Below are 18,030 nucleotides of genomic sequence, written 5' to 3' on the forward strand. Positions count from 1 at the left end.
CGCTAAAGAAAATACTAATGCACTTCAGAAGTTTGACGAAGAAAAAATGAGCGGTTCCACCCCCGTGTGGGGCTGGAATGTAATGAACCGAGATATGGGCTATCTCTATCGCCGGGTTGAGTGGGAGATGTGATGTTTAGGCGCGCCCTTGTGCGGCCCGGAAGGGTAGTACTGTTTAACATTTGCCCAGGTAGGGGAACTATCTGATGGTGAGATTAAAGCGTGACTGAGAGGGTGATCATGCGGTGAATGATCGGGGGTGACTGGGTGCTCAATTTTCCGTGAAAGTAAAAATCGGGGCAATGATGGGTGAGCGATAGGCCGTGGTGAGAGAGTAAGAAATAACACAACTGAATGACGATTAGCTCGATGGGTTGTGCTCTATCTCAAAATGGAGTTTTACGTTAAAGAACGTAGACACGACAAAAGTAATGTCTGGTGAATGTTGTCACGTAGCGATATATGTAGCAGTGAATAAACGATGTCGGGCGTACTTCTATGCCCCGATGCGAACGGAAAATCAGCTCGGGCGAAATTGTGAATTAAATAATCGGGGGAGCCGGGGAATAATCACAAATTACCCCCCGGGCTCCACGATTAACGGGCTCAAGATAGAGAGCCCGCTTCAATGGCCCGCTACTTAGCTGGGCTCGTTGGTGCTCTCCTCCCAGTTGTAGGTGCGTTCGACGGCGCGGTTCCAATCGCTGTAGAGCTGCTTGCGCTCGTCTTCGCCCATCTTTGGCTTCCACACCTTGTCCACAGTGCTCTGTTCCTTGAGCTCATTGAGTGAATCCCAGAACCCAGCGGACAGACCAGCCGCGTACGCTGCACCCAGCGCCGTGGTCTCGATGTTCTTCGGGCGGACAACCTCAGTGTTGATGATGTCGGACTGGAATTGCATGAGGAATTCATTCATGACCATTCCGCCGTCAACTTTCAGCGCGTTAATGTCGACGCCCGAGTCCGTGACCATGGCGTCAAGTACCTCGCGTGTCTGATACGCGGTTGCCTCGAGGACCGCGCGCGCCAGGTGATTGCGGTTGGCAAACCGCGTCAGCCCGACGATCACGCCGCGAGCGTCGGGACGCCACCGCGGAGCGAACAGCCCAGAGAAGGCGGGGACGAAGTAGACGCCACCGTTGTCCTCCACGGACTTGGCCATGTTTTCAACCGAGGGCGCGTTAGGAATCAGCTGGAGGTTGTCGCGGAGCCACTGCACCAAGGAGCCACCCATGGCGACCGATCCTTCGAGGGCGTAGACCGGCTTTTGGTTCTCGATCTGGTAGCACACGGTGGTGATCAAACCGTTGTCACTCCACTTCGGTTTTGCGCCGGTGTTGAGCAGCATGAACAAACCGGTTCCGTAGGTGTTCTTCGCATCGCCGTTGCCGAAGCAGCACTGTCCGAACATGGCGGCCTGCTGGTCACCGAGCACGCCACGGATCGGGACGCCAGCCAGTGAACCGCGGGCGCGCACCGTGCGGAAATCGCCAATCGACGGGCGAATCTCCGGAAGCATGGACTGCGGAATGTCCATCGCCTTGCACAGATCCTCATCCCACTGCAGCGTCTTGAGGTCCATGAGGGATGTACGGGACGCATTGGTCACGTCGGTGACGTGCAAAGCGGGGTTGCCGTTGTCGCCGTCGACACCACCGGTGAGGTTCCACAACAGCCAGGTGTCGATTGTTCCGAAGAGGAGGTCGCCCTTTTCTGTCTTCTCGCGGGCACCCTCCACGTTCTCCAAGATCCACATGATCTTGGGGCCGGCGGGGTACGAGTTCAGGCGAACACCCGTCGTCTTGCGCCAACGGTCCGGGCCTTCGTCGCCAGCAAGGCGCTGCGCGATGTCGTTAGTGCGGGTGTCCTGCCACACGATCGCGTTGTAGATGGGCTCGCCGGTGTTCTTGTCCCAGACCACCGTCGTTTCACGCTGGTTGGTGATGCCGACAGAAACAACGTCGTTGACGGAAATGTCCAGTTCCGCCATGGCTTCACCGACGGCGCGTCGGGTGTTGTTCCAAATTTCGTTGGCGTCGTGCTCAACCCAGCCCTTCTTGGGGAAGATCTGCTTGTGTTCGAACTGGGCGACGGTGGCAATAGACCCGTCGTGGCGGAAGAGAATGCACCGGGTGGAGGTGGTTCCCTGATCGATGGCTGCTACATATTTCTCTGGCATGGGATCTCCAAAAGTGTGTGGTCCAAAAGTGTGTTGGATAGTTACTGCGTTGTCGTGATTGTGTGAGTCGAATTCGTGGGGTCGTGGAGGGGAGTGCTGTTCCTTCGCGTATATACAAGCGCGCCCCGGGCGACACTGACGGGTCGGGCGGAGCGCACTGTATTCATGATTTATCCGAGGGCTACGGCGGTGAGGCCGGCGGCAACAGCACCGAGCATCGGTCCGACGATCGGCACCCAAGCGTATGCCCACTGTGCTGCACCTTTGTCCTTAATGGGCAGTACGAAGGCGTACATCAGGCGCGGGCCAAGGTCACGCACAGGGTTAATCGCGTACCCGGTGGGTGTACCGAGGGACAAACCGATAGCGACGATGATGAACGCAACGCCGAAGTACTTGAGCGGTCCCAAGTCTCCACCGGAAGGTCCGAGGAGAATGAAGACCAACAATGAGTACGTGGCGATGAACTCTGTTAATGCATTCCAAAAGTTATTGGGATGAGCGGGAACGGTGAAGAAAATGCCCTGCGTAGTGGCATTTCCCTTGACGTTATTGCCGTTCTCATCCAGGTTGTTGGCATCAAACAATTGCTTGAATGCTGCCCACGCTAGGAACGCACCTGCCATCGCACCGAGCATCTGTCCGCCGAAGTACCAGGGGACGAGTGACCACTCGAGTTTGTCGTCGATAGCAAGGGATAAGGTGACGGCCGGGTTCAGGTGGCCACCGGTTTTGTCAGCGATACTCGCGCCGATAAACACTGCCAGACCCCAGCCAAAAGCAATGGTCAGCCAGTTGGTGTTGCGGGCCGTGGACGTCCGGAGATTGACCGCGGCACACACACCGTTACCAAACAGCATCAGCATCATCGTGCCGAAGAATTCCCACCCCATGGCTTGGGGGCCTGTTAGCGTTTCCATCTCACCTGTCCTGAGAAGTATCGACGTCCGGGCGAGTATCTTCGACGCTCGCCTCGATCTTGTTAGCGGACTCGTCGGTTAGCTCTTTTTCAGCCTTCTTCTGAGCCTCGACACGATCTGTGAAGACCTTGATTTCTTCCTTGCGCGCCTTTTCATCCCAGCCCATCGTGTCCGCAACCAGCTTGGAGACGGCTTCCGCACATTCGACGCCACGGTGGTCATATTCCATCGCGAGGCGCATACGGCGGTGAAGGATGTCCTCCAGGTGAGCCGCACCCTCGTGGGTAGCTGCATACAGTGCTTCAGCCATCAAGTAGGCCGGTGCACCCGGGATCGGCTCAAGCAGGGACTTGTCCTTGTCGGCAGGTGCCAGGACTTCGTAGATGAGCGAACCGTAGCGGTTGAGCAGGTGCTCCACGGTCTTTTCGGAAATCCCCAGCCGCTTGGCCAGCTGCGGAATCTGGTTGGCCAACGCGTGGTAGCCGTCGGCACCGAGGAGCGGAACATCCGTGGTGACCGAATCCGGAACATCGAACGGAATGTCTTCCTTGGCAGCGTCGACCGTATCGGCACCAATCACGCGGTAGGTCGTGTACTTGCCGCCAGCCACAGACACGAGACCAGGAGCAACGCGGGCGACGGCGTGGTTACGAGACAGGTTCGTCGTCGAGTCCGAGGAACCGGCAACCAGCGGGCGGAGTCCCGCGTACACGCCAACGATGTCGTCGTACGTGATCTGCCGCTTCACCTTGGCGTTGATGTGCTCCAAGATGTAGTCGATATCGGCTCGTGTCGGTGCGGGGTTGGCCAGGTTCATGGTCCAGTCGGTGTCGGTGGTACCGATGATCCAGTACTCACCCCACGGGATCACGAAGAGAACGGACTTTTCCGTGACGAACGTGAGGGCAACGTCGCCAGGCAAAACCGACTTCGGAACGACGATGTGAACACCCTTGGAGGTGTGAACGTGGAATTTGCCCTCGACACCGGCGAGCTTTTCGATCTCGTCATTCCAAATACCGGTGGCGTTGACAAATACCGATCCGTGAATGGTGGTTGTACGGCCAGAATCAGTGTCGACGATCTTCGCGCCGGTGATTCGGTCCCCGTCCTTCTCAAAATCGACGACCTGGGTGGAGGGGCGGATCGTTGCGCCGAACTCTGCCGCAGTGCGCAGGACGGTCATGGTGTGGCGGGCGTCGTCAACGAGGGTGTCGAAGTAACGAACACCGCCGACGAGTGCGTCTTCCTTCAGCCCGGGGGAGAGCTTGAGCATGCCCTTGCGGGTGTAGTGCTTCTGCATCGGCACGGACTTTGCGCCACCCATGAGGTCGTACAACATGAAGCCCGACGCCATGAACGGACGTTGCCAGATGCGGTGCTCCAGCGGGAAGATGAATTTCAGCGGCTTGACCAGGTGTGGGGCAAGGCCGGACATGCTGAGCTCGCGCTCACGAAGCCCCTCGGCAACAAGCCTGAAGTCCAGCATGGCCAGGTAACGGAGTCCGCCGTGGAACATCTTGGACGAGCGTGAGGAGGTACCTCCAGCCAAGTCACGGGTTTCCAGGACGGCAACTTTCAAACCACGAGTTGCAGCGTCTAGTGCAGTACCGGCCCCGACGGATCCTCCGCCGATGATGACCATGTCGTAGTGCTCTTTACCGAAATCTTCCCACGCTTGTTCGCGCTGTTCTTTGTTCAGTGAAGTGCTAGTGGCTGAGATCGCCATAGTTGCTAGGTTCCTCCTTCAAGCTGAGCACGTGTGAAAGAGCTGAAAAGTAGCACTGTGTAGAGGTGATTCGTCCTCCTTGTTGGTGCCAAGGGTCTGGATCAGGAGGGGTTTTCACCATCGTTGTGTTACGTAGCTCTCGTACTCACTCCATGAGATGTGAAGGTCACATTATTTACGGTGTCGACGCTATCATCTGGCGCGGACCTGCGTGAGCTTCTACCTACGGTCGCGTAGGTAGTAGTTTTGCTGTGTGAACTACCGACGGTCTCGTCGGGTGCTGGAGCTATGGCTGATAAAGGTTTATTTATGTCCGTTTGGCGCATTATTTTCGTTAGTTATGCCCGTTAATGACCGGAATTGGGCGGTAAATTAATCTCAAAATTAACCCATTACGGGGGTAGGAATCGGGGCCGTTCGATGGGTTTCGGCGCTAAGTGAGGTTCTCTGCAGTGCCCACAGATGACGCATTCGTCGTGTGGTGAACATAAAAAAGCTGGTGAATTCCTGTGTCCATAAGCTCACCGTTAAGATGAGCCCTATGGCAGATCCGTTTTACTTCGGCATTATTGGCCTCGCTCGGACCCTATTCACTCTGGAAGGCCTCCGTTTTCGGGTGACAGGAACCGAGAATGTACCGGCCAAAGGAGGTGCCGTTGTGGTGATGAACCACACCGGTTACCTTGACTTTGCCTACGCGGGAATTCCCTTCCGAAGCTGCCGCCGCTATGTGCGCTACATGGCCAAATCCGAAGTATTCGATCACCCCATTGCGGGGCCGATCATGCGTGGGATGAAACACATTCCCGTGGACCGGATCGACGGGAGCGAGTCATACCGCCAGGCTGTGGATTATCTCCGATCGGGCCGGTTGGTCGGAGTGTTCCCGGAATCGACCATTTCCCGCAGCTTCGAGATCAAAGACTTCCGCAAAGGTGCTGTCAGGATGGCCCAGGAAGCGGGGGTGCCTTTGATCCCCGTCACCATTGTTGGTTCTCAACGTGTGTGGACCAAGGGACACCCGAAGCGGTTGGGTCGCACGCGGACCCCGATTTATATCAACGTTCTTTCACCTATCCATCCTGATGGCGACGCGGCGACAGAGACGGATCGTCTCCGCGATGTCATGGTCAATGACCTGGACAGGCTGTGGGAGATGTACCTGCAGGACAACGGGCCAATTAAGGGGGACGAATACTGGATTCCGGCCCGGTACGGCGGAGCTGCCCCACCGTTTGAAGTCGCCCAGCGTGAGGACAATGCCGTCGCGGAAGAGCGGCACCGTATCCGTAAGCTGCGGGACGATTTGAATAACTTGACGCATGTCGTGACGACGACAACCCGCGACATCGTTAACAAGAGTGTGAGCATGAGCTCCGACGCGTGGGCGAAGAGTTCCGATGCGGTGAAGTCGGCCTCGGTGAGCGCGCGTGACTCCGTGACCGAATCCGCAGCGGCGTTGAATGAGAAAATGCCGTGGCAAGCCGACGAGGAAACGAAGCTGCGTAAACGCGCGGATAAGCTCGAAAAGAATAAGCGCAAAGAGGAAATAAAGGAAGCGAAGACCGCCGAGAAAGAGGCAGAAAAGGCGGAGAAAGCAGAGAAAGCGGAGAAGGCGAAGGCTGAGAAAGCTGAAAAGGCCTCGAAGAAGAAGGAAAAAGATAAGCGCGACGACGGTGCTGAGAAGATCGTCGAGTCTCTGCAGACGAGTTTCGATTCCCTTTATGAGGAGACCTCTAAGAATAATCATGAGGGAGCCTCGAAGATTATCGAAGCGCGAGATTCTTTCTACCGTTCCTCACGAGAATTGCTTCAATCAGTGCAGGCTGCCACTGCTTCAATGACGGATGCGACGCGTGATGTTGAATGGATGTCATTAGATAAGACATTAACGTCGCTTATCGGGCAGACGAAACAGATTCGTGACAAAATTCCAGCGCGCATTAAATCGAAATTACCGTCAGATGTGGCTGCTGTCTGTTCCGATATAGACGGAACGATCCTTCACGAGAATACGATCAGCGACGCCACGCGTGACGTATTCGAGCATCTGAACGCGCATGGCGTCGAGGTTCTCCTGGCTACCGGCCGAGCAATTGAGGAAGTTGACCCTGTTGTCGAACAGCTCCCGATCTCTCCCGTTGCCATCTGTGCGAATGGTGCCGTGGTTTATGACACGAAGAATAAACGCGTGCTCCTCGTGGAAGGCTTTTTCGAAGGCGGAGCTGATATCCTCACGCATCAAATTGAGGAAGATATTCCAGACGCCGAGATAATTGTGCGCACAGTCGATAACACTGCCGTTAAAATTGTTGTTAAGGCGGATATGCCGAGTGAAGATATCGCTGATGCGCTCGATGATAGTGTTCGGGAAAGAAGCACGCTCACGTATTCCAACCCGTATGGATCTATAGAACTAGGGCCCATCGGCGTGAATAAATCGACCGGCGCCGAATGGTATTTCCATAACAAAGGGATAGATCCATCCCACGTGATTGCTTTCGGCGATATGCCCAATGACACCGAATTACTCTCCTACGTTGGCGCGGGCATCACCATGGGGAATGCCGATCGGGACCTTATTCGCGACGCTTCCTGGGTGACCTCCTCAGTGGAGGACGACGGGGTTGCCGAGGTTCTCAAATATATTGTGAAACGCTTTGAGGACGAAGACGCGGATTCTGCGGACGAAGCAGATTCATCGAGCCTCACCGCAGAGAAATAAAACCCATCGTGGATATCGACGCCAGCGGACCGCAACAGATGGGTGACTCCCGTGCAGAGCTTCCCGACGCCGTTGACCTCGCCGGACGTGCGCCTGCGCCCCTGCTTGTCGCCTCTGACATCGATGGGACTTTTGTTACGAGCGCCGAACGCGTCACCCCGCGGTTGACGTCGGCAATTCACCGTATGGTGCGAGCTGGGACGTCGCTTGTTTTGGCCACAGGACGGCCTGCACGGTGGACGCTCCCTGTCATCAGGCAGCTGCCTGTTCGCCCCCTCTGCGTGTGCACGAACGGATCCGTGATTTTCGATTCTGCCCGGGAAGAGGTTCTCACTGCGCATGAAATTCCCCCGGAACACGTCGCTGACATGGTGCGACGGGTGGTCGATGGCGTCGCGTCGGATCCGCGGGGGATTCATGTTGGATTCGGGGTGGAGCGCGTCGGAACTGATCTGTATTCCGAAAAGGATCAATTCCTCATTGAGCCTAACTTTGACCACGTATGGGAGAGCCAGGGATTTTCGCTGGTGAGTGTCGAGGAGCTCGTGGCTGAGCCGGCCGTTAAACTGCTGCTTCGCTCGCCTGAGGCCACTAGCGAAGAGCTCTACCAACTTGTCGCACCGATGATTCCCGTCGATAAGGGGCATGTCACGTATTCATTTTCGGGTGGCTTGCTGGAAATTGCGGCACCGGGTGTGAATAAAGCTGGTGGGTTGGCTGAGGTTGCCGATCTTCTTGGTGTGGATGCGGGCGAAACTATTGCTTTTGGTGACATGCCGAATGACACAGAGATGCTGCAGTGGGCGCGAATGGGGGTAGCGATGGGTAACGCACATCCGATGCTCCTCGGGGTGGCAAAAGCGGTAACTACCAGTAACGATGAGGATGGCGTGGCGCGCGTTATTGACGCCTGGTTCTAGAAGACGCTTCACAACCGAATCGGGTATTTCCGCCCGGTTCACGGTTTGCTAACGTCAGACATCGGGCATCCAACATGAGCCCTAAGGAGCTGCCATGAGCGACGAAGAGTCGCAGGTCAATAACCATCCTGTGGTGCATCTCTCACACGGACCCTACGCTGCGGAAATCGCTACGTATGGGGGAGGGGTACGTTCTTTCACATACCGTGGGCTGCCCCTAATGGAGGGGTATCGCGACGGTGAGTACCCACCCTTGTCCGCGAACGTCGTGCTAGCTCCTTGGCCCAACCGAATTCGGGATGGACGTTTTCACTTCCACGGCCAGCCGTACCAGCTATCGATCACGGAACCAGACCGGAACAACGCCATTCACGGTTTCGTGAGCGACGCCGTGTGGGACGTGGTCTCACAATCTGATGACTCCGCCGCGGTCACGTTGGCAACCACCATTGAGCCTCAACAAGGCTGGCCGTGGACGCTCCAAGTGACGTCGACCTATGAACTCTCCGATCAAGGACTGACGTGTGCCTGCGAGATCGCACATCCTGCCGACGCTTCCGGGTCGGGTGCTGCGCCGGTGGCATACGGGTTCCATAGCTATCTCAGCGCACTCGGAGCCCCCATCGATGAGTGCACCCTCGACATGTTCATCCGCAGTCAGCTCCCCCTGGATCCGGATAGGAAGCTGCCTTCGGGCGACATTATCGACGTCACCGCAGGGTCTTCGATCCATCGGATTGAGCTCCGTGGCCGGCTTCTCGACGATTGTTTCGGCCGGGAGGCAGTCTCAGGCCGGGAGGCGATAGCGAACAGCGCACTCCAAGATGAGGCGACTGCTGGTCTCTCACCGAGCGATGTCGCTCCTGATATCCGTGCGGCGAGGCTAGTCAATGGCGACGGCCACGGGGTGGACATGTGGGTTTCTCCGCAGATCAAGTGGTTCCAGGTGTTCACTGCCGATCCGTCGTGGGGCTATCCCTATCCCCGACGAGGACGAGCGTTGGCCGTCGAACCCATGACAGTCCCTCCCGATGGCTTCAACAGCGGGACGGACGTGGCGGAGATCGCGCCGGGCGATTCACTCGTCGTGAAGTGGTGTATCGGGTACGCGGAGCCATTAACCAGATAACAGGCGTGAAAAATACATATCGATAATTCAGAAAGAATAGGACACGCGCATGGAGACTATGGTCGTGGCGGAATCTGTGCTCCGCCTTGATGCCAGTTGGGTGGATTACTCGCTGGTAGCGCTCTACTTTGTTTTTGTATTGGGAATCGGGTGGGCAGCCCGCGCGAGGGTATCGAGCTCCATTGATTTCTTCCTCTCGGGCCGGGGATTGCCGTCCTGGGTGACAGGTTTGGCTTTTATTTCCGCCAACCTGGGTGCGGTTGAAATCATTGGTCACTCTGCCAACGGCGTCCAGTACGGAATGCAAACAATGCAGTATTTCTGGATTGGCGCTGTTCCTGCCATGGTTTTCTTAGGCATCGTTATGATGCCTTTTTATTATGGCTCGAAGGTTCGCTCCGTCCCCGAATTCATGCTCAAACGGTTTGGGCCGACGGCACACCTGGTCAACGCCATATCCTTTGCCCTGGCACAGCTCCTCATCGCCGGTGTTAACCTGCTGCTTTTGGCGAAAGTGGTCAATTCACTTCTGGGATGGCCACTGTGGGTTACCTTGCTGGTCGCCGCGGTCATCGTCCTGTCGTATATCACCTTGGGCGGTCTCTCTGCCGCAATTTATAACGAGGTTCTCCAATTCTTCGTTATTGTTGCCGCGCTTCTCCCTCTGACATTGATTGGTCTCCATCGCGTCGGCGGTTGGGGAGGATTGAAAGGTTCCCTGAACGCTGAATCTCATTTCCATACGTGGCCAGGACAGGATATTTCGGGGTTTGATAACCCAATAATTTCCGCAATTGGTATCGCGTTCGGTCTTGGTTTCGTGCTGTCCTTTGGTTATTGGACAACAAACTTCGTTGAGGTTCAGCGCGCGATGGCGTCGGAATCGTTAAGCTCTGCACGGAAAACGCCGATTATCGGCGCATTTCCGAAGATGCTGATCCCGTTCGTCGTTGTTATCCCCGGTATGGTCGCCTCTGTTCTTGTCACCCCTATTAAAGATGAGACAGCGGAACCCAATGATGCCATTCTTTATTTGATGCGTGATTTATTGCCGAATGGGCTTTTAGGTGTCGCGATTGCGGGTCTCTTGGCTGCGTTTATGGCCGGAATGGCGGCAAATATCTCCGCATTTAATACCGTCATGAGTTACGACATCTGGCAGACATACGTAGTTAAAGATCGTGACGACGAGTACTACCTGAAGTTCGGGCGGATTGCGACGATTCTTGCTGCGGTGATCGCCGTGGGAACTGCACTGGTAGCCATGAACTTCGGCAATGTCATGGATTACCTCCAAACACTGTTTGGTTTCTTTAACGCTCCGCTATTCGCCACCTTCATTCTGGGCATGTTCTGGAAACGAATGACACCCACCGCTGGTTGGGTAGGACTCGTGACCGGTACGCTTGCCGCCGTCATCTTCTGGGGTTTGTCATTGGGGTCCGCTCCCGTGGTCAGTCTGCCCGGACAAGGCGTCGCCTTCGTTGCCGCGTCGATTGCATTCGCGACGGATATCATCGTCTCGATCCTCGTGACGATGGTGACAAAGCCGAAACCAGATGAAGAATTAGTGGGCTTTGTCCGTTCTGTCACTCCGAAAGCCCAATTGGTGGATACCACGGAAGCAGAACAACCGTGGTATCACCGGACCGTCCCATTGGGGATAGTGTGCTTGGTTTTGGTCATCGCTCTGAACATCGCATTCGCATAATCGAGGAAAGCGATATGCGAATAATGACAACGATGTCGTACCGAACGATAAGCCAAATAACTAGTTATAGCTGGACGAGAAATAAGAAAGGCGCTGAATACGATGACTGAGCACACATCAACTCCCGCGAGCGCACCGGAGAAACACAAGGCTGGAGCTTTTGATATCCGGACTGTGATCGCGATTTTGTTGGGGATATACGGCCTTGTTCTTGTGATCTGTAGTTTTGCACTCGATCCAGGAACAAACCCGGACACCGGAGCATCAAAATCCGCAACAGACAACTTATGGGTCGGAATTGGGTTGCTTGTCGTCGCCGGTGTTTTTGTGGCATGGGCAAAACTCAAACCCATCATTGTCGACGAATCAAAGATTGTTCACGACGACGAACCCGGCGTCGGGTAACGGTGATTCTCCGGTTAAACAGTGACCTGTACGAGCTGATTCGGAACATGTGATGGACTCAGAACAGCAAATGAATTCCGTAAGTGGTGAAAGATTGAATAAGAATTCGGATCATCCGTATTCAGTAACGTCGATGACGCTGGCTGACGGAAGAGAACTGATCTATTTCGACGATGACCCGGAGGTTCTCAACGGGTCTGTGAAACGCATCCTGACAGATTCACGCGAATTGCCGCACGCGAAAACCGATTCGGAAATTCGGCGTGATCCGCTCTCGGGGGAGTGGGTCGCCTACGCGAGCCACCGCATGAACAGAACATTCATGCCACCCGCTAATGAAGATCCGTTAGCGCCCACTGTTTCAGGTCACCTGCCCACAGAGATTCCGTCGCCGGATTATGACGTCGTCGTCTTTGAAAATCGATTCCCCTCGTTCAGCATGCACATGTCCCGGACGCCGAGCACCGAGGGAAATGACGGGGGAGCAGAACAGTACAGTTCTGACGATGACGCGCTCTTGGATAACGGAATGGTTCCCCACCGTCCTGCTGTAGCACGCTGCGAAGTCATTTGCTTTACGCCGGACATTTCCGGTTCTTTTAAGGATTTACCTGTTAGCAGAATCCGAACGGTTATCGAAGCATGGGCACATCGGACGAAAGCCTTATCTGCAATTCCAGAAGTCCGTCACGTCTATCCGTTCGAAAACCGTGGTGAAGAAATTGGGGTGACCCTGCAGCACCCTCACGGGCAGATTTATTCCTACCCGGAAATTCCACCGCGTATTCGGAATATCGTTCACTCGTCCAAGAAATATCGTGAAGAAAACGGTAGTGATCTGTTCGATGATCTTCTCTCCGCTGAGCTCGAGGAGGGAACCAGAATTATTGATCGCACCGATCATTTCGTTGTTTTCGTTCCCGCCGCTGCAAAATGGCCATTAGAAGTCATGGTCATGCCACGGCGTTCCGTACCGGATTTCGACTCATTATCGCAGGAAGAGCGCGCAGATCTCGCACCGCTGTTGAAGAAGCTCTACACCGCCGTCGATAAGTTTTTCGATGGAGTTGAGCGAACACCATATATCGCGTCTTGGAATCAAGCGCCCATCGTGCCGGAGGATCGTGATTATGTTCGGCTCCACCTTCAATTGTTCTCCCTCATGCGGTCGCCACATAGGCTGAAATATTTGGCGGGCTCCGAATCCGGAATGGGATTTTGGATTAACGACACCACCCCCGAACGCATTGCTCAACGATTTAGAGAAATATGGGACGACAAATAATGACAGATTCACACGCGGAGTCAAAAGACCAACCGCAGGCAAACCCCTCCCACACGCCACACGATCCCGGGGCAATCAGGTGGGCCGAGGCCCGCAGCGATCAACAACTGATTGCCGACGCCACGACGTTGTTCACCGAGACGTTTGGTGGCAAGCCCGATGGCGTATGGGCTGCTCCTGGTCGCGTGAACCTCATTGGTGACCACGTCGATTACGCAGGTGGAGTATCCATCCCCTTTGCATTGCCACATGTCACCGCCGTCGCGGCACGCCGCCGCACCGACGACACCATCTCGATTGTTTCTCTTCCGCCGGGCGCCGCCACGGAATCCACAGATGCTGCAGAAGAATCCGCCGACGCCGCAACGAGCACAGATGATGCGAATCCGTCGCCCACCCACCCCCAGGCGCTCCGCACGACCGTTGCGCTCGCGGATATCGGCCCAGGTCATCCTGCCGATTGGTCCGGTTACGTCGCGGGAACGATATGGGCCGGCCAGCACAATAGTGCGATACCGTCATCCAACCAGCATGACAACGGGCTGGACCTCGCGATCATTTCCGATGTTCCGTTGGGCTCAGGGCTCTCAAGCTCAGCAGCTTTGGAGTGCTCCGTTGCACTAGCCGCCCGCGAGCTTGCCGCTCCAGGGCAACCCATCGACCAGGCTGCCTACCAACTCCTCATCGACGCCGCGATCCGCGCAGAAAATGACGTCGTCGGAGCGTCGACAGGCGGGCTAGACCAGCGCAGTTCCCTCCTGGCGACAGCAGGCCACGCCTTAGCCATTGACTTCCGCACCAACGTCGTCAATCAAGTCGCGTGCGACGTCGAATCCGATGGGCTCGCGTTCTTGGTGGCGGACACCAATGCGCCCCACTCCCTGTCCGACGGGCAATATGCCTCGCGACGAGGCGTTATCGACGCCGTCACCGCACATGCCGGTGCGTCCACCCTCCTCGACATCGACGATCCCATCGCTGCCGCAACATCCTGGGCAGACACCGATGAATCCACCGTCACGCCCGACGTCGCACGCATGCGCGTCCGACATGTCATCGACGAAACCGCCCGCACCCGACGCGCCCAAGACGCCCTCAACAGCAAGAACTGGCAAGAATTCGGGAGGCTCATGAACGAGAGCCACGAATCCCTCCGAGACCTCTACGACGTATCCACGCCGGAACTGAATTCCGCCCGCGACGCAGCCCTCGACGCAGGTGCCGTCGGCGCCCGCATGACTGGCGGGGGATTCGGCGGAAGCATCATCGCGCTCGTCCCCACGGACCGCATCACCGCGGTTGCGCAGGAAATTCACCAGCGCACCGTCGATAAGAAATTACCGAACCCCACATTCTTGGCAATTACCCCGGCCGCGGGTGCTCGGCGGCTGGTGTAATCCGGCGAACGAAAGATAGGCTTTAACCGTGACTGTCACCTCGAACACTAGTGAATATGACCTCTTTGTGGTCGGATCCGGATTCTTCGGGCTCACCATCGCAGAACGCATGGCCAGCGCCGGCAAGAAAGTGCTCATCGTAGAAAAACGCGAGCATATCGGCGGAAATGCTTACTCGGAAGCCGAGCCGGAGACGGGCATTGAAATCCACAAATATGGTGCCCACCTTTTCCACACCTCCAATGAGCGCGTGTGGAACTACGTCAACCAATTCACTGACTTCACCAACTACCAGCACCGGGTGTTCGCCATGCACAAGGGCACGGCGTACCAGTTCCCCATGGGACTCGGGCTGATCAACCAATTCTTCGGGCGGTACTACAGTCCCGACGAAGCACGCCAGCTCATCAAGGACCAGACCGACGGGCTGGATCCGGCCAAGGCGAAGAACCTGGAAGAGAAGGCGATTTCCCTGATCGGGCGGCCGCTGTACGAAGCGTTCGTGCGCGATTACACCGCCAAGCAGTGGCAAACCGACCCGAAGGAACTGCCGGCGGGGAACATTTCGCGACTTCCCGTTCGGTACACGTTCGACAACCGATACTTCAACGACACCTACGAGGGCCTTCCCGTCGACGGTTACACCGCCTGGCTGGAACGCATGGCCGACCATGAGAACATCACGGTCCGGCTGAACACCGATTGGTTCGAGGTTCGCGACGAGCTTCGCGCAGCATCGCCCAAGGCCCCCGTCGTTTATACCGGGCCACTGGACAGGTACTTCAACTACTCCGAGGGGCGCTTGGGATGGCGCACTCTCGATTTCGAAACGGAAGTGCTCGATACTGGTGACTTCCAGGGCACACCGGTCATGAATTACAACGATGCCGACGTGAAATACACCCGCATTCATGAATTCCGTCACTTCCACCCCGAGCGGAAAGACCGGTACCCGCGCAATAAAACGGTCATCATGAAGGAATTCAGCCGCTTCGCCGAGGACACCGACGAACCGTACTATCCCATCAACACGCCCGAGGACCGCGACAAGCTGCTGGCTTACCGTGATCTCGCGGCGAAAGAGGCGCACGATCACAACGTTCTCTTCGGCGGCCGCCTGGGCACGTACCGTTACCTGGACATGCACATGGCGATCGGCTCTGCCCTGTCGATGGTCGATAACAAGTTGATGCCGTTCTTTGAGGATGGTCAGCCTATCGAAGCGTAGGGGAGTCCGAGGATAAAAGTCATCGGGCGGCGCCTGAGTACATTCCCAGTACGCCGCCCGATAAATCTAGGCCCGGCCGTCTATGCAGCTACTTACGTGGCCCAGCTGCCTACTTTTCCTGCTCCGGCGGATTGAGCGGATCACCACGCTTGACGTGGTAGAACGGCGTCTCATCAGCAGCCAGAGGAGTCTTCCCGGCAATAATGTCCGACGCCTTCTCAGCGATCATCATCGTCGGCGCGTAGATATTGCCATTCGGAATCGACGGCATGACGGAAGCGTCGACAACATAAAGACCATCCGTGCCGTGAACCTGCATCGTGGAGGGATCGACCACCGACATCGGGTCGCTCTCCGGTCCCATCGCGCAGGTGCAGGACGGGTGCAGCGCGGTCTCGGCGTCATTCCGAACCCATTCGAGGATCTCCTCATCGGTCTGCACCGCAGAGCCGGGGGAAATCTCACCGTCGGTGTATTCCTTCATCGCCGGGGTGTCCAGCAGCTTGCGTGACACCTTGATAGCTTCAACCCACTCGCGGCGGTCCTGCTCCGTCGACAAGTAGTTGAACAAAATATCCGGCTTGGTATCCACCGTCGGTGCAGTAATCCGCACATACCCGCGCGCATCCGAGTACATCGGGCCAACGTGGAACTGGAATCCGTCGTCACCCTCCGGCTTCGTGCCGTCATAACGCATGGCCAAGGGCAGGAAGTGGAACATGAGGTTCGGGTAGTCCTCGTTCTCATTCGAGCGCGCGAACCCGCCAGCTTCGAAATGCGACGTAGCCACGGGGCCCTTATGCGTCGTCAACCACTGCAAGCCCAGCATCGGCCACCGCCACTTATCCAAGTAGCGCTGAGCAGACACGGGTTTGGTGCAGTTGTACTGGACATACACCTCGAGGTGGTCCTGCAAATTCTCGCCGACACCCGGCAAATCCTTGACGACGTTGACGCCAACCTTGTTCAGCAAATCCTTATTGCCGACGCCGGACACCTGCAGCAGCTGCGGCGAATTGATTGCCCCGCCACACAGGATCACTTTGTCCGCGCGGACCTGGTGAGTGCGGCCGTGCCAGTAGTACTCGACGCCGACGGCCTTCGTGCCCTCGAAAAGAATGCGACGAACATTCGCGCGGGTGCGCAGTTCCAAGTTCTCGCGATCGAGGACGGGGTGAAGATACGCGCGGGCCGCGGACAGGCGACGCCCGCGATCAATATTCGCGTCGAACGGGCCGAACCCTTCCTGGCGGTACCCGTTCACATCCGGCGTGTAGTTATAGCCCGCCTGCTCGATGGACTTGAAGAACGCCTTGAAAAGGGGCGATGTTGCCGGGCCGCGCTTCATACGCAGCGGGCCATTGTGCCCACGGCGGGGATCGTCATCGGGGGAGCCCAGCGCCGTTTCCATGCGCTTGAAGTAGGGGAGGCAGTACTTCCAATCCCACTTCTCTAGCCCATCGCGCTTGCCCCACTTCTCATAATCCATCGGGTTGCCGCGCTGGAAAATTTGACCATTAATCGACGACGAACCACCGACGACTTTGCCGCGGGCGTGGTAGATCCGGCGGCCATGCATTTCCGGCTCGGGGACGGACTCGTATTCCCAGTCGTAATGCTTATTGCCGATGGGGAAAGAAAATGCCGACGGCATGTGGATGTAGAGATCCCAGAGAGAGTCATTCCTCCCTGCCTCCAGCACCATGACCGACGTCGAAAAGTCTGATGACAGCCGGTTAGCCAACACTGAACCGGCGGAACCAGCGCCCACGATGACGACGTCGCGGTGTTCCACCGTTGAACCGGACTTGGGGAAAAGCTTGCCAATCTTTGAGCCAGCCGATGCGGCTGCGGACTCCAGCCGAGAAGCAAACGAACTCACGTAGAGATCCTCCTTGCCTAGAATGCATACGTAGGGCGCCGATGCGGCGCGTGATGGACATGGACATCGGGAATCACGGTGGCAAAAATAGCGCGGTAGAAATAGTGCAGCTTATTTTCGCGCACATTTTGGCCGTGAATCCCATTGATAATGAGTAATCAGAATATCAAAAATAGACGAAAAAACCAAGTTGAAAATGTGTATTTAATACCCTGAAAAAGCGTTTGAACAGTAGCTATGCATAATGTGAAAACTCTTTTGAAATGTGACCGACTACATTTTCTATCTAAATTGTTTATACTCATACGGTCCCAGAAAAACTGAAGGAAGAGACGCATGGGCCGATTGGAGAGTTCTATTTCAGCCAGAAAGACGTCGACAATCCCTGACCATGAGGACGCAGACGACAATGGCGCCGACAATGGCACAGGGAAAAAAGACCCGACGAAAAATCAGGTAGTCGGAGGGTCTCAACCAACCAGGACCGTAGACCCGCCAGATGTGAACTGGCCGGTGTTTA

13 protein-coding genes are annotated in these 18,030 nt (G+C 56.3%); 9 read left to right on the forward strand and 4 right to left on the reverse strand.

The features are described from left to right. Positions 1-640 precede the first annotated feature (640 nt). The 3 genes from glpK to Q3981_RS04080 form a co-directional block, all read right to left on the reverse strand. Positions 641-2,179 (reverse strand): glycerol kinase GlpK, encoded by a 1,539-nt coding sequence (gene glpK, locus Q3981_RS04070; protein WP_303124183.1) that lies wholly within the window; start codon positions 2,177-2,179, stop codon positions 641-643. Positions 2,180-2,349: 170 nt separating this feature from the next. Further along, complete coding sequence (locus Q3981_RS04075) at positions 2,350-3,099, reverse strand: MIP/aquaporin family protein (RefSeq protein ID WP_204087907.1); 750 nt, start codon at positions 3,097-3,099, stop codon at positions 2,350-2,352. A 1-nt stretch (position 3,100) separates the two neighbouring features. Beyond that, positions 3,101-4,828, reverse strand: coding sequence for a glycerol-3-phosphate dehydrogenase/oxidase (locus Q3981_RS04080; RefSeq protein ID WP_303124198.1), 1,728 nt, complete (start codon positions 4,826-4,828; stop codon positions 3,101-3,103). A gap of 541 nt (positions 4,829-5,369) precedes the next feature. On the opposite strand from Q3981_RS04080, the gene Q3981_RS04085 reads away from it, so the two are divergent. The 8 genes from Q3981_RS04085 to glf all read left to right on the forward strand — a co-directional run bounded on the left by Q3981_RS04085 (position 5,370) and on the right by glf (position 15,628). Beyond that, the gene (locus Q3981_RS04085) at positions 5,370-7,553 is read left to right on the forward strand and encodes an HAD-IIB family hydrolase (protein WP_303124200.1); all 2,184 of its coding nucleotides are present in this window, start codon (positions 5,370-5,372) and stop codon (positions 7,551-7,553) included. Between the two features lie 8 nt (positions 7,554-7,561). Next, entirely contained in the window at positions 7,562-8,473 is a 912-nt protein-coding gene (locus Q3981_RS04090) for an HAD family hydrolase (protein WP_303124202.1), read from the forward strand. A 94-nt stretch (positions 8,474-8,567) separates the two neighbouring features. Continuing rightward, the gene (locus Q3981_RS04095) at positions 8,568-9,602 is read left to right on the forward strand and encodes an aldose 1-epimerase family protein (RefSeq protein WP_303124204.1); all 1,035 of its coding nucleotides are present in this window, start codon (positions 8,568-8,570) and stop codon (positions 9,600-9,602) included. Between the two features lie 58 nt (positions 9,603-9,660). Beyond that, positions 9,661-11,313, forward strand: coding sequence for a sodium:solute symporter family protein (locus tag Q3981_RS04100; protein ID WP_303124236.1), 1,653 nt, complete (start codon positions 9,661-9,663; stop codon positions 11,311-11,313). Between the two features lie 102 nt (positions 11,314-11,415). After that, on the forward strand, positions 11,416-11,718 hold the full coding sequence (locus Q3981_RS04105; protein ID WP_012730903.1) for a hypothetical protein: 303 nt from the start codon (positions 11,416-11,418) through the stop codon (positions 11,716-11,718). Positions 11,719-11,788: 70 nt separating this feature from the next. Continuing rightward, entirely contained in the window at positions 11,789-13,003 is a 1,215-nt protein-coding gene (gene galT, locus Q3981_RS04110; protein WP_303124208.1) for a galactose-1-phosphate uridylyltransferase, read from the forward strand. Then, complete coding sequence (gene galK / locus Q3981_RS04115; RefSeq protein ID WP_303124210.1) at positions 13,003-14,400, forward strand: galactokinase; 1,398 nt, start codon at positions 13,003-13,005, stop codon at positions 14,398-14,400. The genes galT and galK overlap by 1 nt, the downstream gene beginning before the upstream one ends. 28 nt (positions 14,401-14,428) lie before the next feature. Continuing rightward, positions 14,429-15,628, forward strand: coding sequence for a UDP-galactopyranose mutase (gene glf, locus Q3981_RS04120; protein ID WP_303124212.1), 1,200 nt, complete (start codon positions 14,429-14,431; stop codon positions 15,626-15,628). 109 nt (positions 15,629-15,737) lie between these two features. On the opposite strand, the gene betA is transcribed toward glf, so the two are convergent. Further along, a complete protein-coding gene (betA, locus tag Q3981_RS04125) occupies positions 15,738-17,456 on the reverse strand; it encodes a choline dehydrogenase (RefSeq protein ID WP_046202116.1) in 1,719 nt (572 codons plus the stop codon). A gap of 390 nt (positions 17,457-17,846) precedes the next feature. Here betA and Q3981_RS04130 point away from each other — a divergent pair. Continuing rightward, on the forward strand, positions 17,847-18,030 hold a 184-nt coding region (locus Q3981_RS04130; RefSeq protein ID WP_303124214.1), incomplete at its 3' end, for a hypothetical protein.

The organism is Corynebacterium sp. (assembly GCF_030530965.1).
GTDB lineage: Bacteria > Actinomycetota > Actinomycetes > Mycobacteriales > Mycobacteriaceae > Corynebacterium.

Bases quoted from the DNA above. Each gene is read 5' to 3' on its own strand.
- glpK (WP_303124183.1), bottom strand. From the start codon at position 2,179: ATGCCAGAGAAATATGTAGCAGCCATCGATCAGGGAACCACCTCCACC.
- Q3981_RS04075 (WP_204087907.1), bottom strand. From the start codon at position 3,099: ATGGAAACGCTAACAGGCCCCCAAGCCATGGGGTGGGAATTCTTCGGC.
- Q3981_RS04080 (WP_303124198.1), bottom strand. From the start codon at position 4,828: ATGGCGATCTCAGCCACTAGCACTTCACTGAACAAAGAACAGCGCGAA.
- Q3981_RS04085 (WP_303124200.1), top strand. From the start codon at position 5,370: ATGGCAGATCCGTTTTACTTCGGCATTATTGGCCTCGCTCGGACCCTA.
- Q3981_RS04095 (WP_303124204.1), top strand. From the start codon at position 8,568: ATGAGCGACGAAGAGTCGCAGGTCAATAACCATCCTGTGGTGCATCTC.
- Q3981_RS04100 (WP_303124236.1), top strand. From the start codon at position 9,661: ATGGTCGTGGCGGAATCTGTGCTCCGCCTTGATGCCAGTTGGGTGGAT.
- Q3981_RS04105 (WP_012730903.1), top strand. From the start codon at position 11,416: ATGACTGAGCACACATCAACTCCCGCGAGCGCACCGGAGAAACACAAG.
- galT (WP_303124208.1), top strand. From the start codon at position 11,789: ATGAATTCCGTAAGTGGTGAAAGATTGAATAAGAATTCGGATCATCCG.
- galK (WP_303124210.1), top strand. From the start codon at position 13,003: ATGACAGATTCACACGCGGAGTCAAAAGACCAACCGCAGGCAAACCCC.